Below are 18,500 nucleotides of genomic sequence, written 5' to 3'. Positions count from 1 at the left end.
CACATGACCGAGCCGAACCGTCTCGCCCTTGCCGGCAACAAGGTCCCGGAGCCGACCGCGACCTTCTGGATCATCAAAGTCCTCGCCACCACCGTCGGTGAGACTGCCGCCGACCTGCTGGCGACTAACCTGCACCTGGGCACCCAGCTGACCTCGATCATCATGGCGGCGCTGTTCCTGCTCGTCCTGGTCGTACAGTTCCGGACCACCCGCTATGTCCCGGCGATCTACTGGCTGACGGTCGTCCTCATCAGTGTCGTCGGTACCCTGATCACCGACAATCTGACGGATGCGCTCGGCGTTCCGCTGGGGGTCTCGACCGCGGTCTTCGTGATCGCCCTCGTTGCGACCTTCGCTGTCTGGTACGCCGTCGAGCGGACGCTGTCGATCCACGAGATCGTGACCCGTCGACGTGAGATGTTCTACTGGCTGGCGATCCTGTTCACCTTCGCGCTGGGGACCGCGGCGGGCGATTTCTTGGCCGAACAGTTGAACCTGGGCTACCTCGCGTCGGTAGGCGTGTTCGCCGGTGCGATCGCCCTCGTCGCTGTGGCGCACTTCGTGTTCCGTCTCGGAGCCATTGCGGCCTTCTGGATCGCGTACGTGCTCACCCGCCCGCTGGGCGCGTCCCTCGGGGACTTCCTCGCTCAGCCGGCGAGCGACGGCGGCCTGGGACTGGGCACCATCGTCACCAGCGTCCTGTTCCTCCTCGCCATCCTTGCCCTGGTGGTCTTCCTGACCGTTTCGCGGCGGGATCGCACCGCGGTCCGGGAGTCGTCGACGGCGTCTCGGGAGCCCAGCCTCGACCTCTGACCGGCGAACAGCCGCTCGGGATGCGGGTCTCGCGCCGCTCAGGCGGACGGGACTCGCATCTCGATGCTCGTGCCGGCAGGTCCTGTGGACGCGACCGCGACCGTGCCGCCGTAGCGTACGGCGATCTCCCGGACGAGTGCCAGCCCGATTCCGAAGCCGGCGCGGGTGCGACCGGTCGTCATCGACTCGGTGCGCGCGAACCGGTCGAAGATGCGTGCCGGCTCGATTCCGGTGATTCCCGCGCCCTGGTCGGTTACCGTGAGGACCGCATCCTTCCCGTCGCGCCGGACGGCGACGGTCACTTCGGATCCGGCGGGGGAGTGAGCGAGGGCGTTGTCGATCAGAGCGACGGCGCAGCGCTGGATGCTGGTCGGCGGGACGGTCGTCGACACCGCGTCGTGTTTCTCGAACAGCAACGCTGTGCCGGTCTCGCGCGCGAGGACCTGCAGCGACTGAACCGCCTTCTCGACCGGGTGTACGAAAGGGGACGGATCGGAGGTCGCTTCCCGCTCCGGTCCCGCCGCGAGCAGCAGGTCGTTGACCACATCGATCAGGGTTCGGGTGTCCCTTCGGAGTTCTGCGATCGATGCCGCGGACGGATCGTCCGGCTCCAGCTTCCGTTGCAGCACCTGGATCCGGGCGTCGAGCACGGCGAGGGGCGTGCGCAACTCGTGGCTGGCGTCCTCGATGAAATTGCGCTGCAGCTCCAGCGCCTTGCCGAGCGGACGGACAGCGCGGCGGGTGACGACGATGCTCAACACCCCGGCGATCAGGATGGCCAACACCCCCACGACGGCGAAGGCGATGAGCGCGGTGGTCGTGTCGATGTAGATCTTGTGCTCACCCGGCTGGGGCGGTTCATTCACCTCGGCGGGACGCAGCTGGTCGAGGATGAAGAAGAACGCGACACCGATCGCGGCCACCACCAGGGCGCCGGACGCGATTGTGATCTGCAGTGCCACCGTGCGCGATGCGCGGCGTACCTCGATGGAATCGGCGGTGTCCTGACCTCTTCTCACGGCTGGCCCAACCGGTAGCCCGCGCCGCGCACGGTCGACACGATGTGCGGGTCCGTCTTCCTGCGCAGATAGTGCACGTAGGTGTCAACGGTTCCCGGTTGATCGTCGGACTCGAACACGGCGTCGAGGATCTGGGCGCGAGAGAAGGTGCGCAGCGGGTTCTCGGCCAGCAGCCGCAGCAACGCGTTCTCCCGGTCGGTGAGCAGGATGCGTCCCTCGTACGGCGAATACACAGCCCGGCTCTCGGGATAGAACCGCCATTCGCCGATCGGCACCTCCCGGCCTTCTCCGGTGAAGGTACGGGTGAGAGCGCGCAGCCGGGCGAGAAGCTCGTCGAACTCGAACGGCTTCACCAGGTAGTCGTTGGCGCCCGCATCCAAGCCCTCCACCTTGTCACGGACGCTGCCGAGAGCGGTCAGCATCAGGATCGGCGCCACGACGCCGCGCGCCCGGAGGGTAGCGACCAGCGCGGCGCCATCCAGCCCGGGAAGTCTGCGATCCACGACGAGGGCATCGAAGTCCTGCTCGAGCCCGGCACCGAGGCCAGCGTCGCCATCCACGACCCGCGTGACGTCGTAGTGCTCAGCCAGCACCTGCTCGATGAGCGGGCCGAGGCGCGCGTCGTCCTCGACAAGGAGGAGCCTCAGCCGTTCGCCAACCATGCTCCAAATCTACGCGGCTGCTCTCAGATTCTTCCCAGACGCCCGTCCTGGGCTCCCCTCAGTCATCGCCGCCGTCCGGGTCAGGTAAGTTAGGTAAGCCTTGGCTATCTGACCGAATGAGAGTGTGCGTGAACGCAGGGACCGTCATCGTCATGGGCGTGATCGCCGGAGGGACGATCTTCATCGGCCTCCCGGTCGGCAGGCTCTCCGCACGAGCTGCGGGGCTGCGCGCGATGCTCAACGCGATCACGATCGGTGTGCTGCTTTTCGTCCTCTGGGATGTGTTGGTCCACGCGGTCGAGCCGGTGGAGGCTGCCCTGACGGCTGCGTCCGTTGAGCACACCGCGTCATGGTGGCCCTTCCTGGGCCTGGCGGTGCTTCTGTTCGCGGGTGTGAGCGTCGGCCTGCTGGGCCTCGTCGCCTACGACCGGTGGATCGCCGCACGACCCCGGCCCGGTGGTGTCGCGAGGGCGTCCACGGGTGGGGTGCTGCGGCTGGAAGAGCCGGCCAGCCGTCTGGCCTTCCTGATCGCGGTGGGCATCGGCCTCCACAACTTCGCGGAGGGCTTGGCCATCGGGCAGTCTGCCGCGGGTGGCGAGTTGCAGCTGGCGGCCGTTCTGGTCGTCGGGTTCGCGTTGCACAACGCGACGGAGGGCTTCGGGATCACGGCGCCGCTGGCCGCGTCGGCCGTGCGACCATCCTGGCGGCAGTTGGGCCTTCTCGGTATGATCGGCGGCGGCCCCACTCTGGTCGGAACGCTGCTGGGAAGCGTCGTCGTGAACGACGCCCTCGCCCTGGGGTTCCTCGCGCTGGCGGCTGGATCGATCGTCTACGTTGTGGTCCAGCTCATCGGTGTCGCGCTCAAGATGGGCCGCGGATACCTGTTGTATGTCGGCATCCTGGTCGGCCTGTTCGCTGGGTTCGCGACCGACTTCGTGGTCACCGCCGCCGGGGTGTGAGTGTCCCAAGCGGTTGCCCTGTCGACGCGAGATTGTTCTCGCCAGCGCCGATCAGGGCTTCCCCTCTGTTCCGCGTTCTGGTGATCGAAGACGACGAAACGATCGGCTCGACCGGGACCTCTGCGCTGCGGCCGAACGGCTACGACATCGCGTGGGAGAAGGGTGGCGGGCTAGTGGCAGGGATACCGGTCGACGCGGTGAAGGTGGGCACGATCGAGCGCGCGAAAGGTGTCGAGTTCACGCAGGTCTTCTGCCGCGAGTTTCACCCTCTTGCTCGATCCATTAGTCCGCGACGACGAGATCGCCACGATACGTCGGCGAGAGCTCTGCATGGGCATGATCGGGCACGAGATGGCCTCTGGGTTGGTGTTTGCCCATAGGGCCGTGTCGCGCTAAGTCCAGAGGCTGCCGCCGCTCTCGGCGATCACGCGTTCGTTGAGCCGATCAGCGACGGATCCTAGATCGTCCTCGAAGAGATCGGCATAGGTGTCCAACGTCATCGCGGCCGACTTGTGTCCGAGCATGCGCTGAAGGGCTTTGACGTTCGCACCGGCGCTCACGGCGAGGCTAGCGGCGGTGTGCTTGAGATCGTGCGGCGTCATGTGCTCAAGCTCGGCATCGCGCAGCGCGGTCAGCCACCAGGATTGCCGGTTCAGGGCTGTATCTGGTCGAGCAAGGTAGCCGCCAGCGCGGGCAGGGAAAACGAGGTCGGTACGCTTCTTGCCGGCGACCAGCGCCTCGAGACAAGGCGCAAGAAACGCCGGGAAGGGCACCGAACGGGCCTCCCAACTCTTCGGCGGCCCGACGTGGATGAGCCCGTCCACTTCGGTGGCGGTTTGGTGGATGGCGAGACGGCAACGTTCCAGGTCGATGTCGTTCACGGTCAGCGCGACCGCTTCACCCCACCGGATGCCCGTATAGGCGAGAGTCAGGACAAGGATACTTCGCTTGTGGTCGGGCACGGCGCGCGCGAAGCGGAATACCTCCTCGTTTGTCAGGTATCGGCGACGCTTCTTGGTTCCCTTGCGCGGGAGGTTACTCGCACCCCGAGCCGGGTTCGCCGGAATCCTGCCGTCACGTACCGCAACGTCGAGGATCCCGGCGAGGATGCCGACCGCGCGCAGGACGACGCCGGCCGATCTAGGCTTACCAGCATTGCCCGCGCGTACTCGCACCGTGACAGCTTTGCCCTGGCCCAGTTCTCGGATCCACTTCTCGACCGCGGAGGGGCGAATCGCGCCGATCGGTGTCGCCGCCCAGCGCGGCTCGACGTAGACGCGCCAGGCGATGCGGATGGGGGAGAAGCTGGAGGGCTTGAGGGCTTGCTCCTTGTTGGCTAGCCATTCCTCGGCGAGCTCACCGACAGTGATCTTGGATTGAGACGCCTCGAAGTAGGTCCCCTTCATCATCGCTACTTCGACCGTCGCGTTATAAAGCTCGGCTTCGCGCTTGGTGCGGAACCCGCGCTTCTCGCGTTGTTGGTGTTCGGGGTCGCGCCAGCGCACGCGATAGCGCCGGCCTTTGGCCGACTCGTAAGCGTCGATGCTACCCACTCGCTGAACCTAGCTCTCGCCACCGACGAGGCAGGCTGGCTTCGATGAGAGCAAGCGGGCTCGCCGGCTATCTGAGGGTGGGTGCACTCTGGAGGTGTGAGAGAGACACCTGAACCGAGGCACTTGGGGGCATCGGACGAGGAGGCCGTTGAGCTTTGCCGGGAGTGGATGCGTTACCTGGGCGCCACGGATGCGGTCGTCGCTGCGGGTGAATCCCGCCGGGTCTGTGACCTGTATGGATCTGGCTATCTCGGCTGGGTCGAGAACAAGAGAGGCAACTTGGAAGTCGAGCTGGTCGAGCGCGCGGCGGCAGTTGTCGCGGCTGACGGTCGTCAGGGGGTGGTCTTCGCGCGCCACGGCGTGAGTCCATTTGCTCGAGTTAGAGCGGACGAACTCGCGATCGCTATTTTCTGGTTCGACGTTCAGGGCGGCACGCTGGACGGTGTGAACATGCTTGGCCGTGATTTGCTTGCGAAGGCTGCAGCCTCGCCGGACTAACGGTCGGGTCATCGGACGCCGACGGAGGAAGGTTGAGGATCAGGAGCCTTGACGATCTGTGCTGCTGGCGTTCGAGCAGTTCGCTTTAGTTCGGCCTGCGCCGCGGCTCGGGACTTCGCCATTGTCTCTTCGAGTGCGCTTCGTTGCATCATCTCGACCAGTTGCGACTTGGCTGAGTCCGCGGTCGAGGCCACCAGGACTGCGGCATTGTGGTGCTTTCCACGAGTGAGCCCGACATAGAGGCCCGCGGCATCGACACCGGGTCCAACTAGGGCGCGGTCGGTGGTTTCACCTTGGACTCCGTAGACGGTTGTCGCGTAGGCGAGGTGAATGTGCTCTTCGGCGTAAGCGAGACTGACTTTCCGAAGGTCGGTCGTGTCGGTACTGGCGGCAAGAATCACATTGTCGTTGCCGATCGCCTTCACTATCCAGTTTTGACGGTTCTGCACGTCTGCGGTGCTGTCGTTACGTCGCGTCTGGACGACGTCGCCCACGAAGATCGATTGCCCGAACTGCCCGTAAAGTGCACGCCCAGGACGGATCGCCCCGGATTCGAGTCGGCGGCGTTGTATGGCTTCGCTGATCTCCTGCGCTTCGGCGTGGGTCGATGTGACCAGAGCAATAGTTTGACGGCACTGCGCGGCGTCAAGCCATCCTTCGACCATCGCTTCGCGGGCGGACATGTCGCTATCTGCCAATACGACATGCTCCGTCCGGATGAGCTGGTTTGCGACCTCGCGAATTTCGTCTGGGCCGTGTGGATCGCGGAGACGAAGAGCGAGTTGCGCCCACGCTTGGTCGTCAAAACGGTGGGTAGCTGTGAGCTCGACGCGATCAGGTGACCGGCGCCAGAAAAGTGCCATGGCTCCGGAGTGCCCGACCGGCAGTGCTTGGCGCTGGTCGCCGACCAGAGCCACGCCGGCTCTGTTGGCATACGCGACATCCAGAAGTGCCGACGCGGCCTCAAGATCCAGCATTCCGGCCTCATCGACGACAATGCGATCGCCAGGGTTGATGCGGATCCGTGGGCCGCGGTAGCTGGTCCCTGTGTCCGGGTCAACCTCACCGACCAAGAGCCGCCGCCATGCAGTTGCCCCCGATGCGACGGTCGCCCAGCGCCATCCGTAGTCGTACAGGAGTTGGTGCAGCGACGACGAGGAACTCATTGTTTCGCGTCCCGCTACGGCGGACGCCTTCTTAGTCGGCGCGACGATGATCATCCTCTGGCCACGTCGCCGCAGAGCGGCGCCGGCGATCTTGAGCATGGTGGTCTTGCCGGTGCCGGCCGGCCCAGAGATGACGACGTTGCCGGACGTGCCACTGATGGCGGCCGCACCACCGAGCTGTCCCTTATCGAGGGTCCGCTCAGGCTCAATTGCCCGCGCGATCGCGGCCACTTCTTCGATATCGAGCACCTGCCCGGGCGCGGAAAACGCCTCGATCTTTTGGGCGACGGTTGCCTTCAGGGTGGCGGTCGAGACCGCCATGAGGTGTTTGACGTGGTTCGGGGCGTCCGGTTCGGAGATTAGAGTCACGGTTTGCGAGCGCGCCACGACTTCCTGAGCGATGCCGGCGAGTTCGTCTCGGTCGGCGACAACGCCAGTCGCAGCGACGGCGCGGAGCGCACCGGCCCGCACGTCCATGGTGCTAAAGCGGCCACCGCTGGCGGTCGATCGGACGTCGGCGTCGACGACGGCCTTCGCGGCCAGCAACTCGAGGTCGAGATCCTGGACGGCGACGGAAGTCAGCGGCGCAGGAGATCGCTGCATGCTGAGTGTGGGGTCTGCGGCAAAGAGTTCTTCCCGGATGAGCGCGGCCCATCCGCCTTCGTCCAGGTCGCCGGGCTTGTTGGGTCGGCCGACAGCCCACGCCCAGTGGTCGATCTGGCCGAGCACATCGTGCGAGGGCTCCTCCCCGGGGTGCTGCTCTTTCCACCAGGCCGTCCGTGCGGCCTTATTGGCTTCGATCTGTGCGGACCTCTTCGATAGCGGTCGCACCAGGTGCTGAAGTTGGGTGATCTCCCCGTCTTCGTTGAGCGTGAGGCCTTTGGCTGCGAGAGCTTGGATCCAGGCGGGGTCGGTGCGGGAGGCGAGGTCACCTTCGGCGTTGATGACGTTCTGGAATCGCAACGCGACGCGGGTGTCGATGTTGGACCATTTGCCGTCTTGGCCTTGGACTTTGACGTTCAGCCAGAGGTGACGGTGCTTGTGCGGATCCAGGGAGCGCGAACGTTCGTGGCAGAGTTCGACAACCTCGATCCGGGCCAGGTTCTCTCGGACGGCGCCGCCTTTGCCGCGGCGGGCGTTGAGCTCGGATTGCCACAGCTTGATGATTCGGTCCCGGAGCCGGTCTTGGAGGTCCTGGTATGCGACGGCGATGTCGGGGTCGAGCATGGCGGCGATGGAGAACGATTTCGGTGCGTTGATCGTCGCATCCAGAATCAGATCAGCGACGGGGGACTCGAGATCCCGCCCACGACGGTCACCGGTGAGCGGGTCGAGTCCGTCGACCCAGTCCTTGAGCTGCTCCCGGGTGAGGAGGTCGTCGCGGATCGCCCCGTTCTCCACGATGTACCGGGTCATAAGGGCGTCAGCGTAGCCGGCGGCGGCGATGACGCCGTCAGCGGTTCTAGCGGTGAGGGTGGCGTCGCAAACGCCCGAGAAGGCGTAGTTGACCGCTTGCTTGACCCCGTGGGACTGTTGTCCCCGCTTCCATCTGGCTACTCCGCCGCGCACCTGAACTCACCTCCCTCGGCTTCCAAAATTCGGCAGTCTTGCCCCTGTTCGAAAAACTCCCTCTACTTACAAGTTCCGGTTCGGAGGGCATTTTGGCGCGCATTTGGCGCGCACCCGGGTTTTTCCGGCAAGTCGTCCCCTACCGGACCGGCAGGGAATAGCCTGATCCGGTACGCCACCGAGCCCGTCGGCGAGCTGCGCCGCGGTGCGGTCGCCGGAACGAATGCCCTCATACCTACACGTTGTGTTTCCCAGCCGGTTTTGACGCGCAAATCCGAAAGTCGTTGGGTCCAATCCCACGGCAAAGACCTCTACCGGGTGCCCCCGAGCCGGGTCAGATTGACGAAGGGCACACAAGCCGTCTCTGCGGTGAGTGCGGCGAGCCACCCGATAGGGGTGTGCGGGTCGGCGGCGATCGCCCACCCATCCAGTACGTAATGGCTGACGGTCTCCACGCATTCCTGCTTCTCTGTGGCGGTCGGGTTTGTGGACCCTTCGACTCCCAGGAGTCCGCTTTGCAGTTCGGGGGCCATGTCTCTGGTGTCGATAACGAATACCCGCATCTCGCTCACTCCCAAGGTCGATCGTTTTGAGTGCCTTTCCGGCGGGTGATCGAGAGCGAGTGGTAGGTGCGCAGTGCCGGGTCCGTGGAGTACCGGAGGGAGCGAAGCGGAGGGAGGATACGCCGCGAAAGCCCGGTACGGAGCACCGGGAGGGAGCTACGATCGGGCGGCGGAAAGGCCCTCAAACCTCAGCAGAGCAGCGCCGCGTGCGGCGTCTTCGACCAGAGCCCTGAGTCGAAACGGATGCGGCCGCTGGGTCGCGCAGGGGAGGCAATGACGGCCATGAGGCGCGAGTCTGCAGCCCGCAGCGGCAGACAATTTCGCCCTCGTTGCGGGCGGCCCTGCCGCGCGCAATATTGAACTCGGAGCAGTGCGCGGTCCACTGCAACTAGGTTGACACGGAACCCCTGCTGAACCGGGACGCTAGAGGCCCTTCCACTTAAGTGCCTACGTGCATTAGTCCTTGAATTAGTCCTTGACTAGCCCTTGGCTTCCATCTCTCATTGCCTTGGTCTCGTCTGCGTGTATGTCCCTCGTTCTTTCGCCGTCATTCATCCTGCTCTGCTTCATCCGTTCGAATTGAACTCCATTTCTTGATCCGATGCTTCGTTTGGCCTGTCATCGGTGCGCTCGAATTCATATTCCAAACATTCGAGCGACGACGGCGCAAACCGCGGTTCACTCGAAGGTCGGTTCGCCGCAGCGTTTAAGGGCGCAATGCGAAGAATGTCGGTGGCGTTGGGCCGAGCTACAACGCGCGAACGACGGGACGACCCATTACGACCGTGCGCTACTGCGCGTAGGTGACGATTCGCTTGTGCCAGTCCTCAAGCCGCTTCAGTTCCGCCTCCAACTCGTCGCATGAGGGAGCCACGAAGTTCACCTCTTCGCTTTTGTCGTGACGGGGCGCCCATTTTGAGACCTGGCTATAGCCACTCTGGAAGTCGGCGTTGTCGTCGTCAGTGATTCGAGCTAGGAGCTTAACCATCTTTGGACGCACTTCGGTTGTCCCGCGATCGACGACCTTGCCGACTACGTCGTTTCGAACCACGCGCTCCCAGGTCTCGGAGAGCATTCCGGCCCAGAGCTGTACTCGGCGACCATGTTCCTCAGGTGGAAGGTCGACCTGCTCCTTCCTGAGCCTCGCTAGTCCCTCGCGAAGATCGCCCAGTCGCTTCTTTGCGTCCTTGGCTTTCCATGGATGGGTTTCGAGCACGTGGCCGGGGATGCCCTTTCCGTCCTTAGTGATGGATCGCTCCGCGAGCGCCACGTCTTCTTCGTCTGCTGCGCGAATGAGATCCCCAAGGAAAGTGAGGTCATGTGTGAACACGATGACCTGTCGCTCGCCGGCAAGCGCAGCGATCCGCCTCGCCACCTTCTCGCGCCTCCCATGGTCGAGCGACGTGATCGGGTCGTCCAGTACAAGCGCCGACTTCGATGCATCGAAATTGACCTCGGTAAGGAGCCCTGCTAGACCGAGGGCCGTCTGCTCGCCCTCACTCAGCACATCACGGACTGACTTGGTCATGAGGCTCGCACCGAGCAGGGCGGGCTTGTGTCGGAGCTTTCCCTTACCGCCACCCTTGTCATCGAGCTTGACGTGTTCGAGGCCGAGCCGATCTGTCTCGCGGGCAAATCTGTCGTTGACCCGCTCGTTGACGTGAATGCGCGTGAGCGCAGTCGATTGCTTGGTTATCGGTTGAGTGCTGATTCCATTCTTGATTGCCGTTATGTCCCGCACGGTGCGCAGCCGAGCGGCTTCCGTCTTCAACGCAGGCGCATGCTTTGCGAGCTCGATCCGGTCGGCGAGATCGTGCTTTGCGGAAGTCGCCGCCTTCAGTTGTTCGGCGAACTGCGTGGGATCGATTGCTGAAGCTTTCTCCCGAAGTGTCTTGGCCCGGGATCGAAGGGCACCTGTGTCCGGGAGCTGAAGATCCAAAGCGGGCTCGGTGCTCTCCTTCCGAAGCCGCTCACTGATGCGAGTCTTGGCGTTCGAGGCCCTCTCGAACGCCGACCGGAGAGTAGTCGCGAGATCGCGGTCGTCGCCTTCAATTGTGATGAGAGAAGTCGTGATCTCAACATTCATGACTTCGAAGGCCTTGAACGCCGATAGCCCCTGATCAGCAGCGATCTCTGCCGCCCTCGCGCGAGTTGCCGTCTGCTCGTGCACGAACGCCTTGAAGCGAGCGAGCCGTTGTGCGCCGTCGGGCTGAAGAGGCTGTTGGCAGAGCGGGCACCGCGCGCCAGACTCGACGAAGGGAAATTCGTGCTCGTGATAGGCCTCGCCAACGGAGTACTTCTCCGCGGCGTCCCACAGGACGCGCCACGTCTCCGAGCCGACGCCATCGAGTGGCTCGTCGGTGAAGCTCTCCTTGGAGGCGAGATCCGCAGCCGCCCTCAGCGAGCGTGCCGTCTCGATCCCGTCGTCGAGTGCCGCTGCCGCGGTGGGACCAAGCGCAGACTCGAACAAATCAAGATGGTCCGCCACTCGGTCGAGCGCTCTCGCCACATTGTTGAGTCGATTCTGCTCCTTGACGGGACTCGTCGTTTGGAGGCGACTCTCCTCTTGGATGAGTCTTGCCAGGGAAGACTCCGCATCTTCGGGAAGCTCGACGGCGGCATCGATCTCGGAGTCGGTCACATCTGCCGAAAAGTTTGCGCAGAAGTTGCTGGAACTCGTGCCGCTGTTGAGACCGACCACTTGGTACGACGGAGCGTTGTGCCTGGCGAGTTGCGCGTCGATAGCGACGCGAAGGCGATCGGTTGCCTCAATCAGGTCGTCGAGGAAGGCGAGCGCCGAAGGTCGGTAGCTGAGCTCCGTGTCGTTAACGAGGTAGTGGTCCCCACATGCTTCGTCGTAGAAGTGCACCTGCGTAAGTTCGGTGTCTTGCTTCGCCGGCCACGCAAGGGACCGTTCTGCGCCGTTGACCCGATAGATGACAGTGGCGCTCTGCGCCTTGGACGCAATGGGGTCAAACGCGTTCGGCAGGATCGGCTGATGGTGTCGAGCGCCCACCAACTCTTTTACGAGCCGAGCGAATCCCGACTTGCCGCTCCCGTTGTCACCGTAAATCACGGTCAGGCCTGACTGGCCGAACGTGAGGGAGCTACCCTTCTCGAGCGCGTTTACGTTCTCGAGGTCCTGGATGCCTAGAAGCTCCACCGTAGCCCCGGTGCTGACCGTGCTCGGGAAGTCCGCCGCAGCGAATGCCTTGACAGCAGGAGATGGCGTCTTGGCGACGAGCTGCGTCGCGAGAGCCTGGACCGCGGCTTGATCCGCGACTCCATGAGCCATGATGGTAGCCGCCAGATTCTTGACCCACGGAAGTCGGTCATTAAGCCAGGCGGCCAGCTCTTCCTCTACAGACGGCATTATGAAGCTCCCCCGAGTTCCATATCGATCCGGAAGCCATCCACGTCGGTTGTGTTGGTGTAATCGACGCTCGGCACAGGAGCGGCAGCGAAGTGTCTGGCAGCAAAGCGGATACGCATCCGCTCGTCCCATTTGAGGTCGTGAAGGTTCAGGGTGTCCTTGGTCTCGCGAACCAGGTAAAGCCGTTCCGTCCCGTCCTGGTCGTAGACGATCGCCCAGTCCGGCGAATACTCGCCAACAGGCGTGCGAACACGGAAGCGCCGCGGCAGCTTCGTGAAGATTCGAACTTCACCCTCAGCACTCTCGAGACGTTCGGCGAAGTTGCGCTCCACATGGCTGTCGTAGTCGACGTGGTCATATAGGTTGAGGCCTCCTTCGGGCGCCTTGACCACACCAGACTTCGGGTCGGGGTTGGTCGCTGTCGCAGGGACTGGCGTCTTGGTCTCCACCGGCAACAGGACGGTATTTGCGTCCCAGCTGTCGAACGATCCGAGAGGCTCGTAGATGATGCCCTTCACCATCTCCTCGATTGTTACGGTCCGGATCGCCTGCGCAACGATGCGGCCCCAACGATCCGGGTCATCGATCAGCCGGCCCACGTATTCCTCGGGGACGTTCCCTAGGATCTGCGCAAGGGTGCTCCGGGTCAGCCGAAGCGGGAACTTCCCGTACTGGAGCTGATCTTCGACGAGTTGAACAACGTTTGGCAGGTGCTCGCCAACAATCATGATGCGTTCACCGCGTCCCTCCGACACAGCAGTGTCTCGGGTCACGACGTTGCCCTCCTCGTCGTAGCTGAGGTCGGCACTCTGCACCACGTTTGCACGCTTCTGGATGTACCGAAGCTGCTCGAGGATCTCTGAGTCGGCGACCAGCTGCGCGAGCGTCGAGCCGTCAAGGGTGACTCGATAGCGAGCCTTAAAACGGATTCGCTCCCAGAGCTCAGCAAAGGCTGAGCTGTCGAAAAGGTCGGACCGACGTCGGATGATGACCTCGTCATCTGAGTTGTCGAGCTCGGGCGTTTCTGCGTTGGAACCCTTCGGCGCCTCCCTGACGTACTCAGCGTTCAGCCCATCTCGAAACTCAACGAACGACTCATCAACGACTAGTGTGAGGCGGTTAAGCACTGGGTCAAAGACGCGAAGCCCATCCGAGTCGACCGGTAGTCGAAGCCCTCGTCCGATCTGTTGACGGCGTTCGCGGTCCGACTTCGAATGGCGGAGGAACCCAACTTGGAAAACGTTGGGGTTGTCCCAACCTTCTCTTAGCGCGGAGTGGGAGAAGATGAACGCGCGCGGATTGGCGCGATCAAGAATAAGTTCCTTGTTGGCGATGATCTCTTCATATGCGCGCGACTGCTGTTCTTGGTCGTCCTTGGAATTTCCAGTAGCGTCCTTCAGGATCCCGGTCTTCGTAGACGGAAAATACGCGACACGAACGTCCGCAGGGTCGCCGAGGTCGGCTTCTTTCTTGCCCGCTCTGATCCACTCAGCGCGGAACACCTCGTCGAACATGGCAGGCAGAGGTGCGTTATCCCCGACGTAGTCCGCCACCCGCTCAACGAAGAAGAGCGAAAGCACCTTCACTTCGCGCCCCGACCCGTCAAGCTGGTCCTGACGTTCCAGATGTCGCCGAATGGTCTGCCTGATCTGGTCTTTCCACACAGCGAGACTGTCGACGCCGTTCTCGTCGCCGAGCTGCATGACGAGGCCATTATCAAAGATCACCCGGTCGGGCTTGCGAGCGATCTCGTCGACAACCAGGCCGCGGTAGGTGCTCGGCGCGCCGAAGTCCTCGATCAGGTCCGACCCCGCCTGCAGTACGACTCTCTGGCGCTTCGTGCCAGAGCTAGTCGCGCGGTCAATCACCGCGTCTGCCATCAGGCGCTTCTTTACGCTACGGACCTTCTCCACGCGGATGTATGGGGTGCCATCTTCGCCCGCGACTATTCCCTTGACCGACACGCGCTTGACCAATCCCGATTCCGCGGCCTGCTTCGGTCCGAGGCGGTGAACGAGATTGAAGGGTTCCGCGTGCGTAGCGCTGAACCGGAGAGCCACCAGAGGATTGAGTGTGGCGATGGCTTTGCGCCGCAGAGTGGTCGCCATATTCTGCGGCTCGTCGATCAGGACGACCGGGCGCGTCTCGGCTATCTGAGCCACGCCGCTCATCGCGTTGCCCCACAGCTGCGGCTGCTCCTTGCTCGAGTACAGCGTGTTCGTGTCAGGCTTGTCGAGCGACTGGATGCTCGCGATGAGGAACTGGACGTCACTCGAAGGGTCGGCGAAGTCAGTCAGTGCAGCGGTTTCCCCCAGAACGCCCCAGCGGTACTTGAGTGACGGAAACTTAGTCGCGAAATGTTCACTCGTTTGCTCGAAGGTCTTGACGACGCCGGCACGAATCGCGACCGAGTGCACGAGGATCACAAACTTGCGTAGCCCGTATAGCTCGGCCATTCGCAGGGCGGTCTCGATGTAGACGTAGGTCTTGCCCGTACCCGTCTCCATTTCCACGGAGAAGTTCGGGAACGCGCGCTCGACGTCGCGAAGGTCAGTGTCCTCCAGCTGAATCAGTGCATCCTGCCTCGGGACAGACTCTCGGTCCGTCACTTCTGCCAGGTTGGCGGCCAGCGAGTCAAGGTCTAGCCGAAAGTTGACATGTCCCTCGGCGCCAGGCGCAAGGCCGGCAACGAGGTCCAGCGGCGGCAACAGGGCACCCTCGAACAGGTCGACGACTGAAGCTACGGCCGCCGCCTGATGTGGCTGATCGTCAAAGCGAAACTTCACGAGGCACCCGCTCCAGGAGGATCAACTTGGACTGGAGACGCGGCGCAAGCGTCAGGGTCACGTCGTCCGAGATTCGGTCGGTGCGCAGAATCAGGGTGTCACTGTCCTGGAGGCCAATGGCATCAGCGGTGGCGAGTGAGAACGCACCGAGGCTCACAAGGTAACGTGTGCCATCTTCCGGGGAGTCTGCGCGTGCAAACTCGTAGACGTTGACCCCTCCGATGTCGGAAACCGTCACGCGCGCGTCGAGCTGGAGGTTGGTCGCTTTGAGCACGACCTCCCACGCTACGTCGAGCTCGACTGCATCGTCCTTCACCGGCGGCTTTATCGCCCGGTCGATCGCGGCGGTTAGCAGATCCTGACCAGACATCCCCTCGGAAGCGATAATCGGGGACTCTACGACAAGATTTGTCTCCGTGGTGCGGAAGACTCGAATTCCCGGCGCGGAGCCGTCGGCTTGAGGTGTTATCAAGGCTGCACGACGAAGTCGTTCAGCGGTCACTTCAAAAATAGTGGCGTAGCCCTGCTTGATCGCGTTTTTGCCAGACTCGGTGCTCGTGTCGGGTTTCTCGGGGCGTTGGACAAGGACCCAGCGGCGCGTCTTGCCGTCTCGCGGATTCTGCTCCCAGACCGCCTGCCCAGTGGACCCAGAACCAGCGAAGAAGTCGACGATGATGTCGCCGTCATCAGTCATGCTGTGGAAGAGGCGAGCGAGCACGTCTGTCGACTTCGGGTCGTCGAAGACCTTGACTCCCATGAGCTCGTCGAGCGCAGTTGAGGCAGCACGACGATCTCGGTAGAACACCGAAGCCGGGGCCCAGGTCTCACGCATCGGCAAGTAGAACTTGATTTTGACGCGCTTGGTTTTGTCCTCGGGATATACGAGGCGCCCTTCAGAATCGAGCTTCTCCATAGTTTCGCGCTCGTATCGCCACCCGTTTTCCGGAGGCTCATAGCCCTTCCACGTGTAGCGCAGGTTTTCGCGAAAGTTGGGACTCGTGATGTTGTCGCCGAACCAAACTCCGAGGTCGTCGATCTTGTTGTAGTGGGCGTGCGCCTTCGACGGGTCCTCGTCAGAAAGCGATCGATACCATTCACGGAGTGCCGCAGACGCCGCGTCGTAGTCCGCTCCGTACTGGGTCTGGAGCTCCGCAACCTTGGCGTACACAGGCTCGAGGCCTTCCTTACGCTCGCGCCACTTGATGTCGTTGGCCTGGAGAAACGCGCGATCGCGCGCATAGACCAAGATGTAGTCCTGTCCGCCTCCGGTGAGCTTTGCATCGCCCTTTCGCGCGCCGCGCCAGGTCATCATGTCTACGAAGTTTTCGGGCCCGAAGATGGCATCGAGGAGGAGGCGCAGGTGATGAACCTCGTTGTTGTCGATCGACGCGAGGAACACGCCGTCCCTGCGCAGCAAGGTGCGTGCGACAGTGAGTCTTGAAAACATCATCGTGAGCCACGGGTCGTGCTTGCGGCCGCTCGTTTCAAGTCGGCTCGTCATGGCGTTGCCCTGCTCGTCGACCTGGCCGGTTGCTTGAAGGTATTCGCTCTCTGGCACAGCGAAGTCGTCGTTGTACGTGAACGAATCTCCGGTGTTGTAGGGCGGATCGATGTAGATCAACTTGATCTGGCCGGCGTATCCCTTCTTTAGCAGTTTGAGTACCTGAAGGTTGTCGCCCTCGACCAGCACATCTCTGGCGGTGTCCCATTCCACGGACGCGTCTACATCCGGTCGAAGCGTGGCTGTCGTTGCGGCGCGAGCCTCGACTCGAGCCATCTCGATTGATGGCCAAGAAAAAGCGAATGCCGGGGCCGAATCGTCATCAGAGAGCCCCAGCGCGTCGAGAAGGGCTTCGCGATCCAGTGCGCCGCCATCGGCGAACGCCGCGGGGATCAGGTCCCGGAGGTGAGCAAGCAGCTCAGCTCGCGCGTCCTCCGTCTCTCCCGGCACAAAGTCAGTCATATGTAGTTACTCCTTGCGCGCTTGCGCTCGCTAAGTTTCCGATCCTCAGGTGAGGTGAGATCACACTATCGGCGGCGTCAGACCTCGCGCTTGAGTCGGTCCGGCGCGCTCCACATTCGGGAGCGATCCCAACCAGCTGCGAGTGTGTCTCGCCAGTACTCACAACTGCGCGGCCTCGTCAGACCGGCACGGACTCGCATTCTAAGCATCAGGGCTGGGCCAGCGGGAAGACACGCACAAGTGTTACGAGCGTACGTGTCACTGGGTGCGCATAATCTGGCGCTGTGACAATTGGTGATCCCTTTGATTCTCTCCGAGAGCGTCGGTGGGCGTCGCCGCTGGGCTACGGGCTCCTGGTATTTTCGGCGGGGCTGATCGTAGCTGCGTCCTTCACTAGCCATGTCCCCCTTGTCACCCAGGGTCTTTCATTGTTGGCAGGCTTCGCGATCGGGATTGGTTACCAGTTCCAGCCTTTCCTGCATGCTCGTCGTCGGGCGCGCGCCAGTCGGATACTCGGTGCTTCGTTTGTTTGCAGCTCAGCGCTTCTGTTTGTCGTGGGTCTCCTCGTTGTAGGGGCCGGCTGGGCACCCCAAGCCGGGGGCTTGGGCTTGTTGTTGCTGGGTTTGTCGGTCGCCGTGCTACTGCTGGGTTTGACGGAGTTCTATCCGGAGGGTGCGAATCAGCCCGGACTTTTTCTCATCCCGGTCGGCCTTGACGGGCTGATGCTGCAGTCGTTCGCTCCGCTTTGGTCTACCCCGGCTCAATTTGTAATTGCCGTGGCACTATTCATGCCGGGCACGATTGCCGCAGTCGTGCTGACTGTATGGGCGTTCCGTGTTCGGCGCGCCGACAAGGCCAGCTACGCGAAAGCTACGGAAACCGCGCGCGGGGTTCTCTGGGCCTGGGCCCTTCTTGTTGCCGGTGTGCTTGTCTGGACCTGGTTCGGAATCAAGTTCACTGATACGACGTGGATGAATCCGGTGGTGTGGGGCCTGCCATTGGTCACTGTGGGGTCGGTGCTAGCGACGGCGACGGCTGGATGGTCTAAGTACGTGGAGGCGCGAGCCGAGATCGAAGCGACGCGCGACCTTCCCAACGGCTGACACTTTCTGCGAGTCTGTCCGGCGAGAGGTTCAATGAGGCGGTTGATTCACGAGACTCGTCCTCAGGCCAGAACCGCTATCGATGGGTCGAGATGTCAGAACGCTCATGATCCCGCAGTCACTTTTTTTGCCCACAATTTGCCCACAATCGAGTGAGTTCCTAGGTGATCGCAGTCATCTCGAGGGGGATAAAAAGCGCGGAATTCCGCGGATTTTGGCATCACGGGAACGGGGCTTAAAGGGTGGTCGCAGTTTTCGAGTCCCTCCAGGGGCACCTTTCGAGTGCGGGAAAATGGGGCGCGCGCCGCTCGCGTATCACGTGCAGGTTGCTCGTCTCTTGACGCTTCAACGGTTGCTTGATCAGAAGGACGCGGCAAGCTTGAGCCCCGACCAAGAGCTGACACGGGCAGCGTGCCCTGTTCAAGACGGTTGCCCTGCCGGGCGATTGCTCATTCCTCTGGGCGCCGCCCTAG

Annotated in this window: 11 protein-coding genes; 4 read left to right on the top strand and 7 right to left on the bottom strand. The window is 62.8% G+C overall.

The window, feature by feature from the left end:
- The first annotated feature begins 3 nt into the window (after positions 1-3).
- Complete coding sequence (locus tag J2Y42_RS16265) at positions 4-813, top strand: hypothetical protein (RefSeq protein ID WP_309860559.1); 810 nt, start codon at positions 4-6, stop codon at positions 811-813.
- A 38-nt stretch (positions 814-851) separates the two neighbouring features.
- On the opposite strand, the gene J2Y42_RS16260 is transcribed toward J2Y42_RS16265, so the two are convergent.
- A complete protein-coding gene (locus tag J2Y42_RS16260; protein WP_309860557.1) occupies positions 852-1,775 on the bottom strand; it encodes a HAMP domain-containing sensor histidine kinase in 924 nt (307 codons plus the stop codon).
- Positions 1,776-1,828: 53 nt separating this feature from the next.
- Positions 1,829-2,494 (bottom strand): response regulator transcription factor, encoded by a 666-nt coding sequence (locus J2Y42_RS16255; RefSeq protein WP_309860555.1) that lies wholly within the window; start codon positions 2,492-2,494, stop codon positions 1,829-1,831.
- A gap of 128 nt (positions 2,495-2,622) precedes the next feature.
- On the opposite strand from J2Y42_RS16255, the gene J2Y42_RS16250 reads away from it, so the two are divergent.
- Complete coding sequence (locus J2Y42_RS16250) at positions 2,623-3,453, top strand: hypothetical protein (RefSeq protein WP_309860553.1); 831 nt, start codon at positions 2,623-2,625, stop codon at positions 3,451-3,453.
- Between the two features lie 392 nt (positions 3,454-3,845).
- Here J2Y42_RS16250 and J2Y42_RS16245 read toward each other — a convergent pair whose 3' ends face one another.
- The gene (locus tag J2Y42_RS16245) at positions 3,846-5,006 is read right to left on the bottom strand and encodes a tyrosine-type recombinase/integrase (protein WP_309860551.1); all 1,161 of its coding nucleotides are present in this window, start codon (positions 5,004-5,006) and stop codon (positions 3,846-3,848) included.
- Positions 5,007-5,129: 123 nt separating this feature from the next.
- On the opposite strand from J2Y42_RS16245, the gene J2Y42_RS16240 reads away from it, so the two are divergent.
- Positions 5,130-5,504 (top strand): hypothetical protein, encoded by a 375-nt coding sequence (locus tag J2Y42_RS16240; protein WP_309860549.1) that lies wholly within the window; start codon positions 5,130-5,132, stop codon positions 5,502-5,504.
- An 8-nt stretch (positions 5,505-5,512) separates the two neighbouring features.
- Here the strand turns inward: J2Y42_RS16240 and J2Y42_RS16235 are convergent, their stop codons facing one another.
- The 4 genes from J2Y42_RS16235 to J2Y42_RS16220 form a co-directional block, all read right to left on the bottom strand.
- Positions 5,513-8,086 carry an AAA family ATPase gene (locus J2Y42_RS16235; protein ID WP_309860547.1) on the bottom strand — a complete coding sequence of 858 codons (2,574 nt, stop codon included), beginning with the start codon at positions 8,084-8,086 and terminating at the stop codon, positions 5,513-5,515.
- 1,506 nt (positions 8,087-9,592) lie between these two features.
- Positions 9,593-12,175: an AAA family ATPase gene (locus J2Y42_RS16230; RefSeq protein ID WP_309860545.1), complete on the bottom strand. Its 2,583-nt coding sequence runs from the start codon at positions 12,173-12,175 to the stop codon at positions 9,593-9,595.
- Positions 12,175-14,961, bottom strand: coding sequence for a DEAD/DEAH box helicase family protein (locus tag J2Y42_RS16225; protein WP_309860543.1), 2,787 nt, complete (start codon positions 14,959-14,961; stop codon positions 12,175-12,177). The genes J2Y42_RS16230 and J2Y42_RS16225 overlap by 1 nt, the downstream gene beginning before the upstream one ends.
- Entirely contained in the window at positions 14,945-16,924 is a 1,980-nt protein-coding gene (locus tag J2Y42_RS16220; RefSeq protein ID WP_309860541.1) for a site-specific DNA-methyltransferase, read from the bottom strand. Before J2Y42_RS16220 ends, J2Y42_RS16225 begins: the two co-directional genes overlap by 17 nt.
- A gap of 428 nt (positions 16,925-17,352) precedes the next feature.
- Between J2Y42_RS16220 and J2Y42_RS16215 the strand changes: the two genes are divergently transcribed.
- Positions 17,353-18,027, top strand: coding sequence for a hypothetical protein (locus J2Y42_RS16215; protein WP_309860540.1), 675 nt, complete (start codon positions 17,353-17,355; stop codon positions 18,025-18,027).
- Positions 18,028-18,500: the final 473 nt, after the last annotated feature.

The organism is Leifsonia sp. 1010 (assembly GCF_031455295.1).
Classification (GTDB): domain Bacteria; phylum Actinomycetota; class Actinomycetes; order Actinomycetales; family Microbacteriaceae; genus Leifsonia.
This window is presented reverse-complemented; position numbering and strand designations above follow the sequence as displayed.

Excerpts from the sequence above, each read along its gene's own strand:
- J2Y42_RS16220 (WP_309860541.1), bottom strand. The coding sequence starts at position 16,924 with ATGACTGACTTTGTGCCGGGAGAGACGGAGGACGCGCGAGCTGAGCTG.
- J2Y42_RS16230 (WP_309860545.1), bottom strand. The coding sequence starts at position 12,175 with ATGCCGTCTGTAGAGGAAGAGCTGGCCGCCTGGCTTAATGACCGACTT.
- J2Y42_RS16255 (WP_309860555.1), bottom strand. The coding sequence starts at position 2,494 with ATGGTTGGCGAACGGCTGAGGCTCCTCCTTGTCGAGGACGACGCGCGC.
- J2Y42_RS16235 (WP_309860547.1), bottom strand. The coding sequence starts at position 8,086 with ATGACCCGGTACATCGTGGAGAACGGGGCGATCCGCGACGACCTCCTC.
- J2Y42_RS16265 (WP_309860559.1), top strand. The coding sequence starts at position 4 with ATGACCGAGCCGAACCGTCTCGCCCTTGCCGGCAACAAGGTCCCGGAG.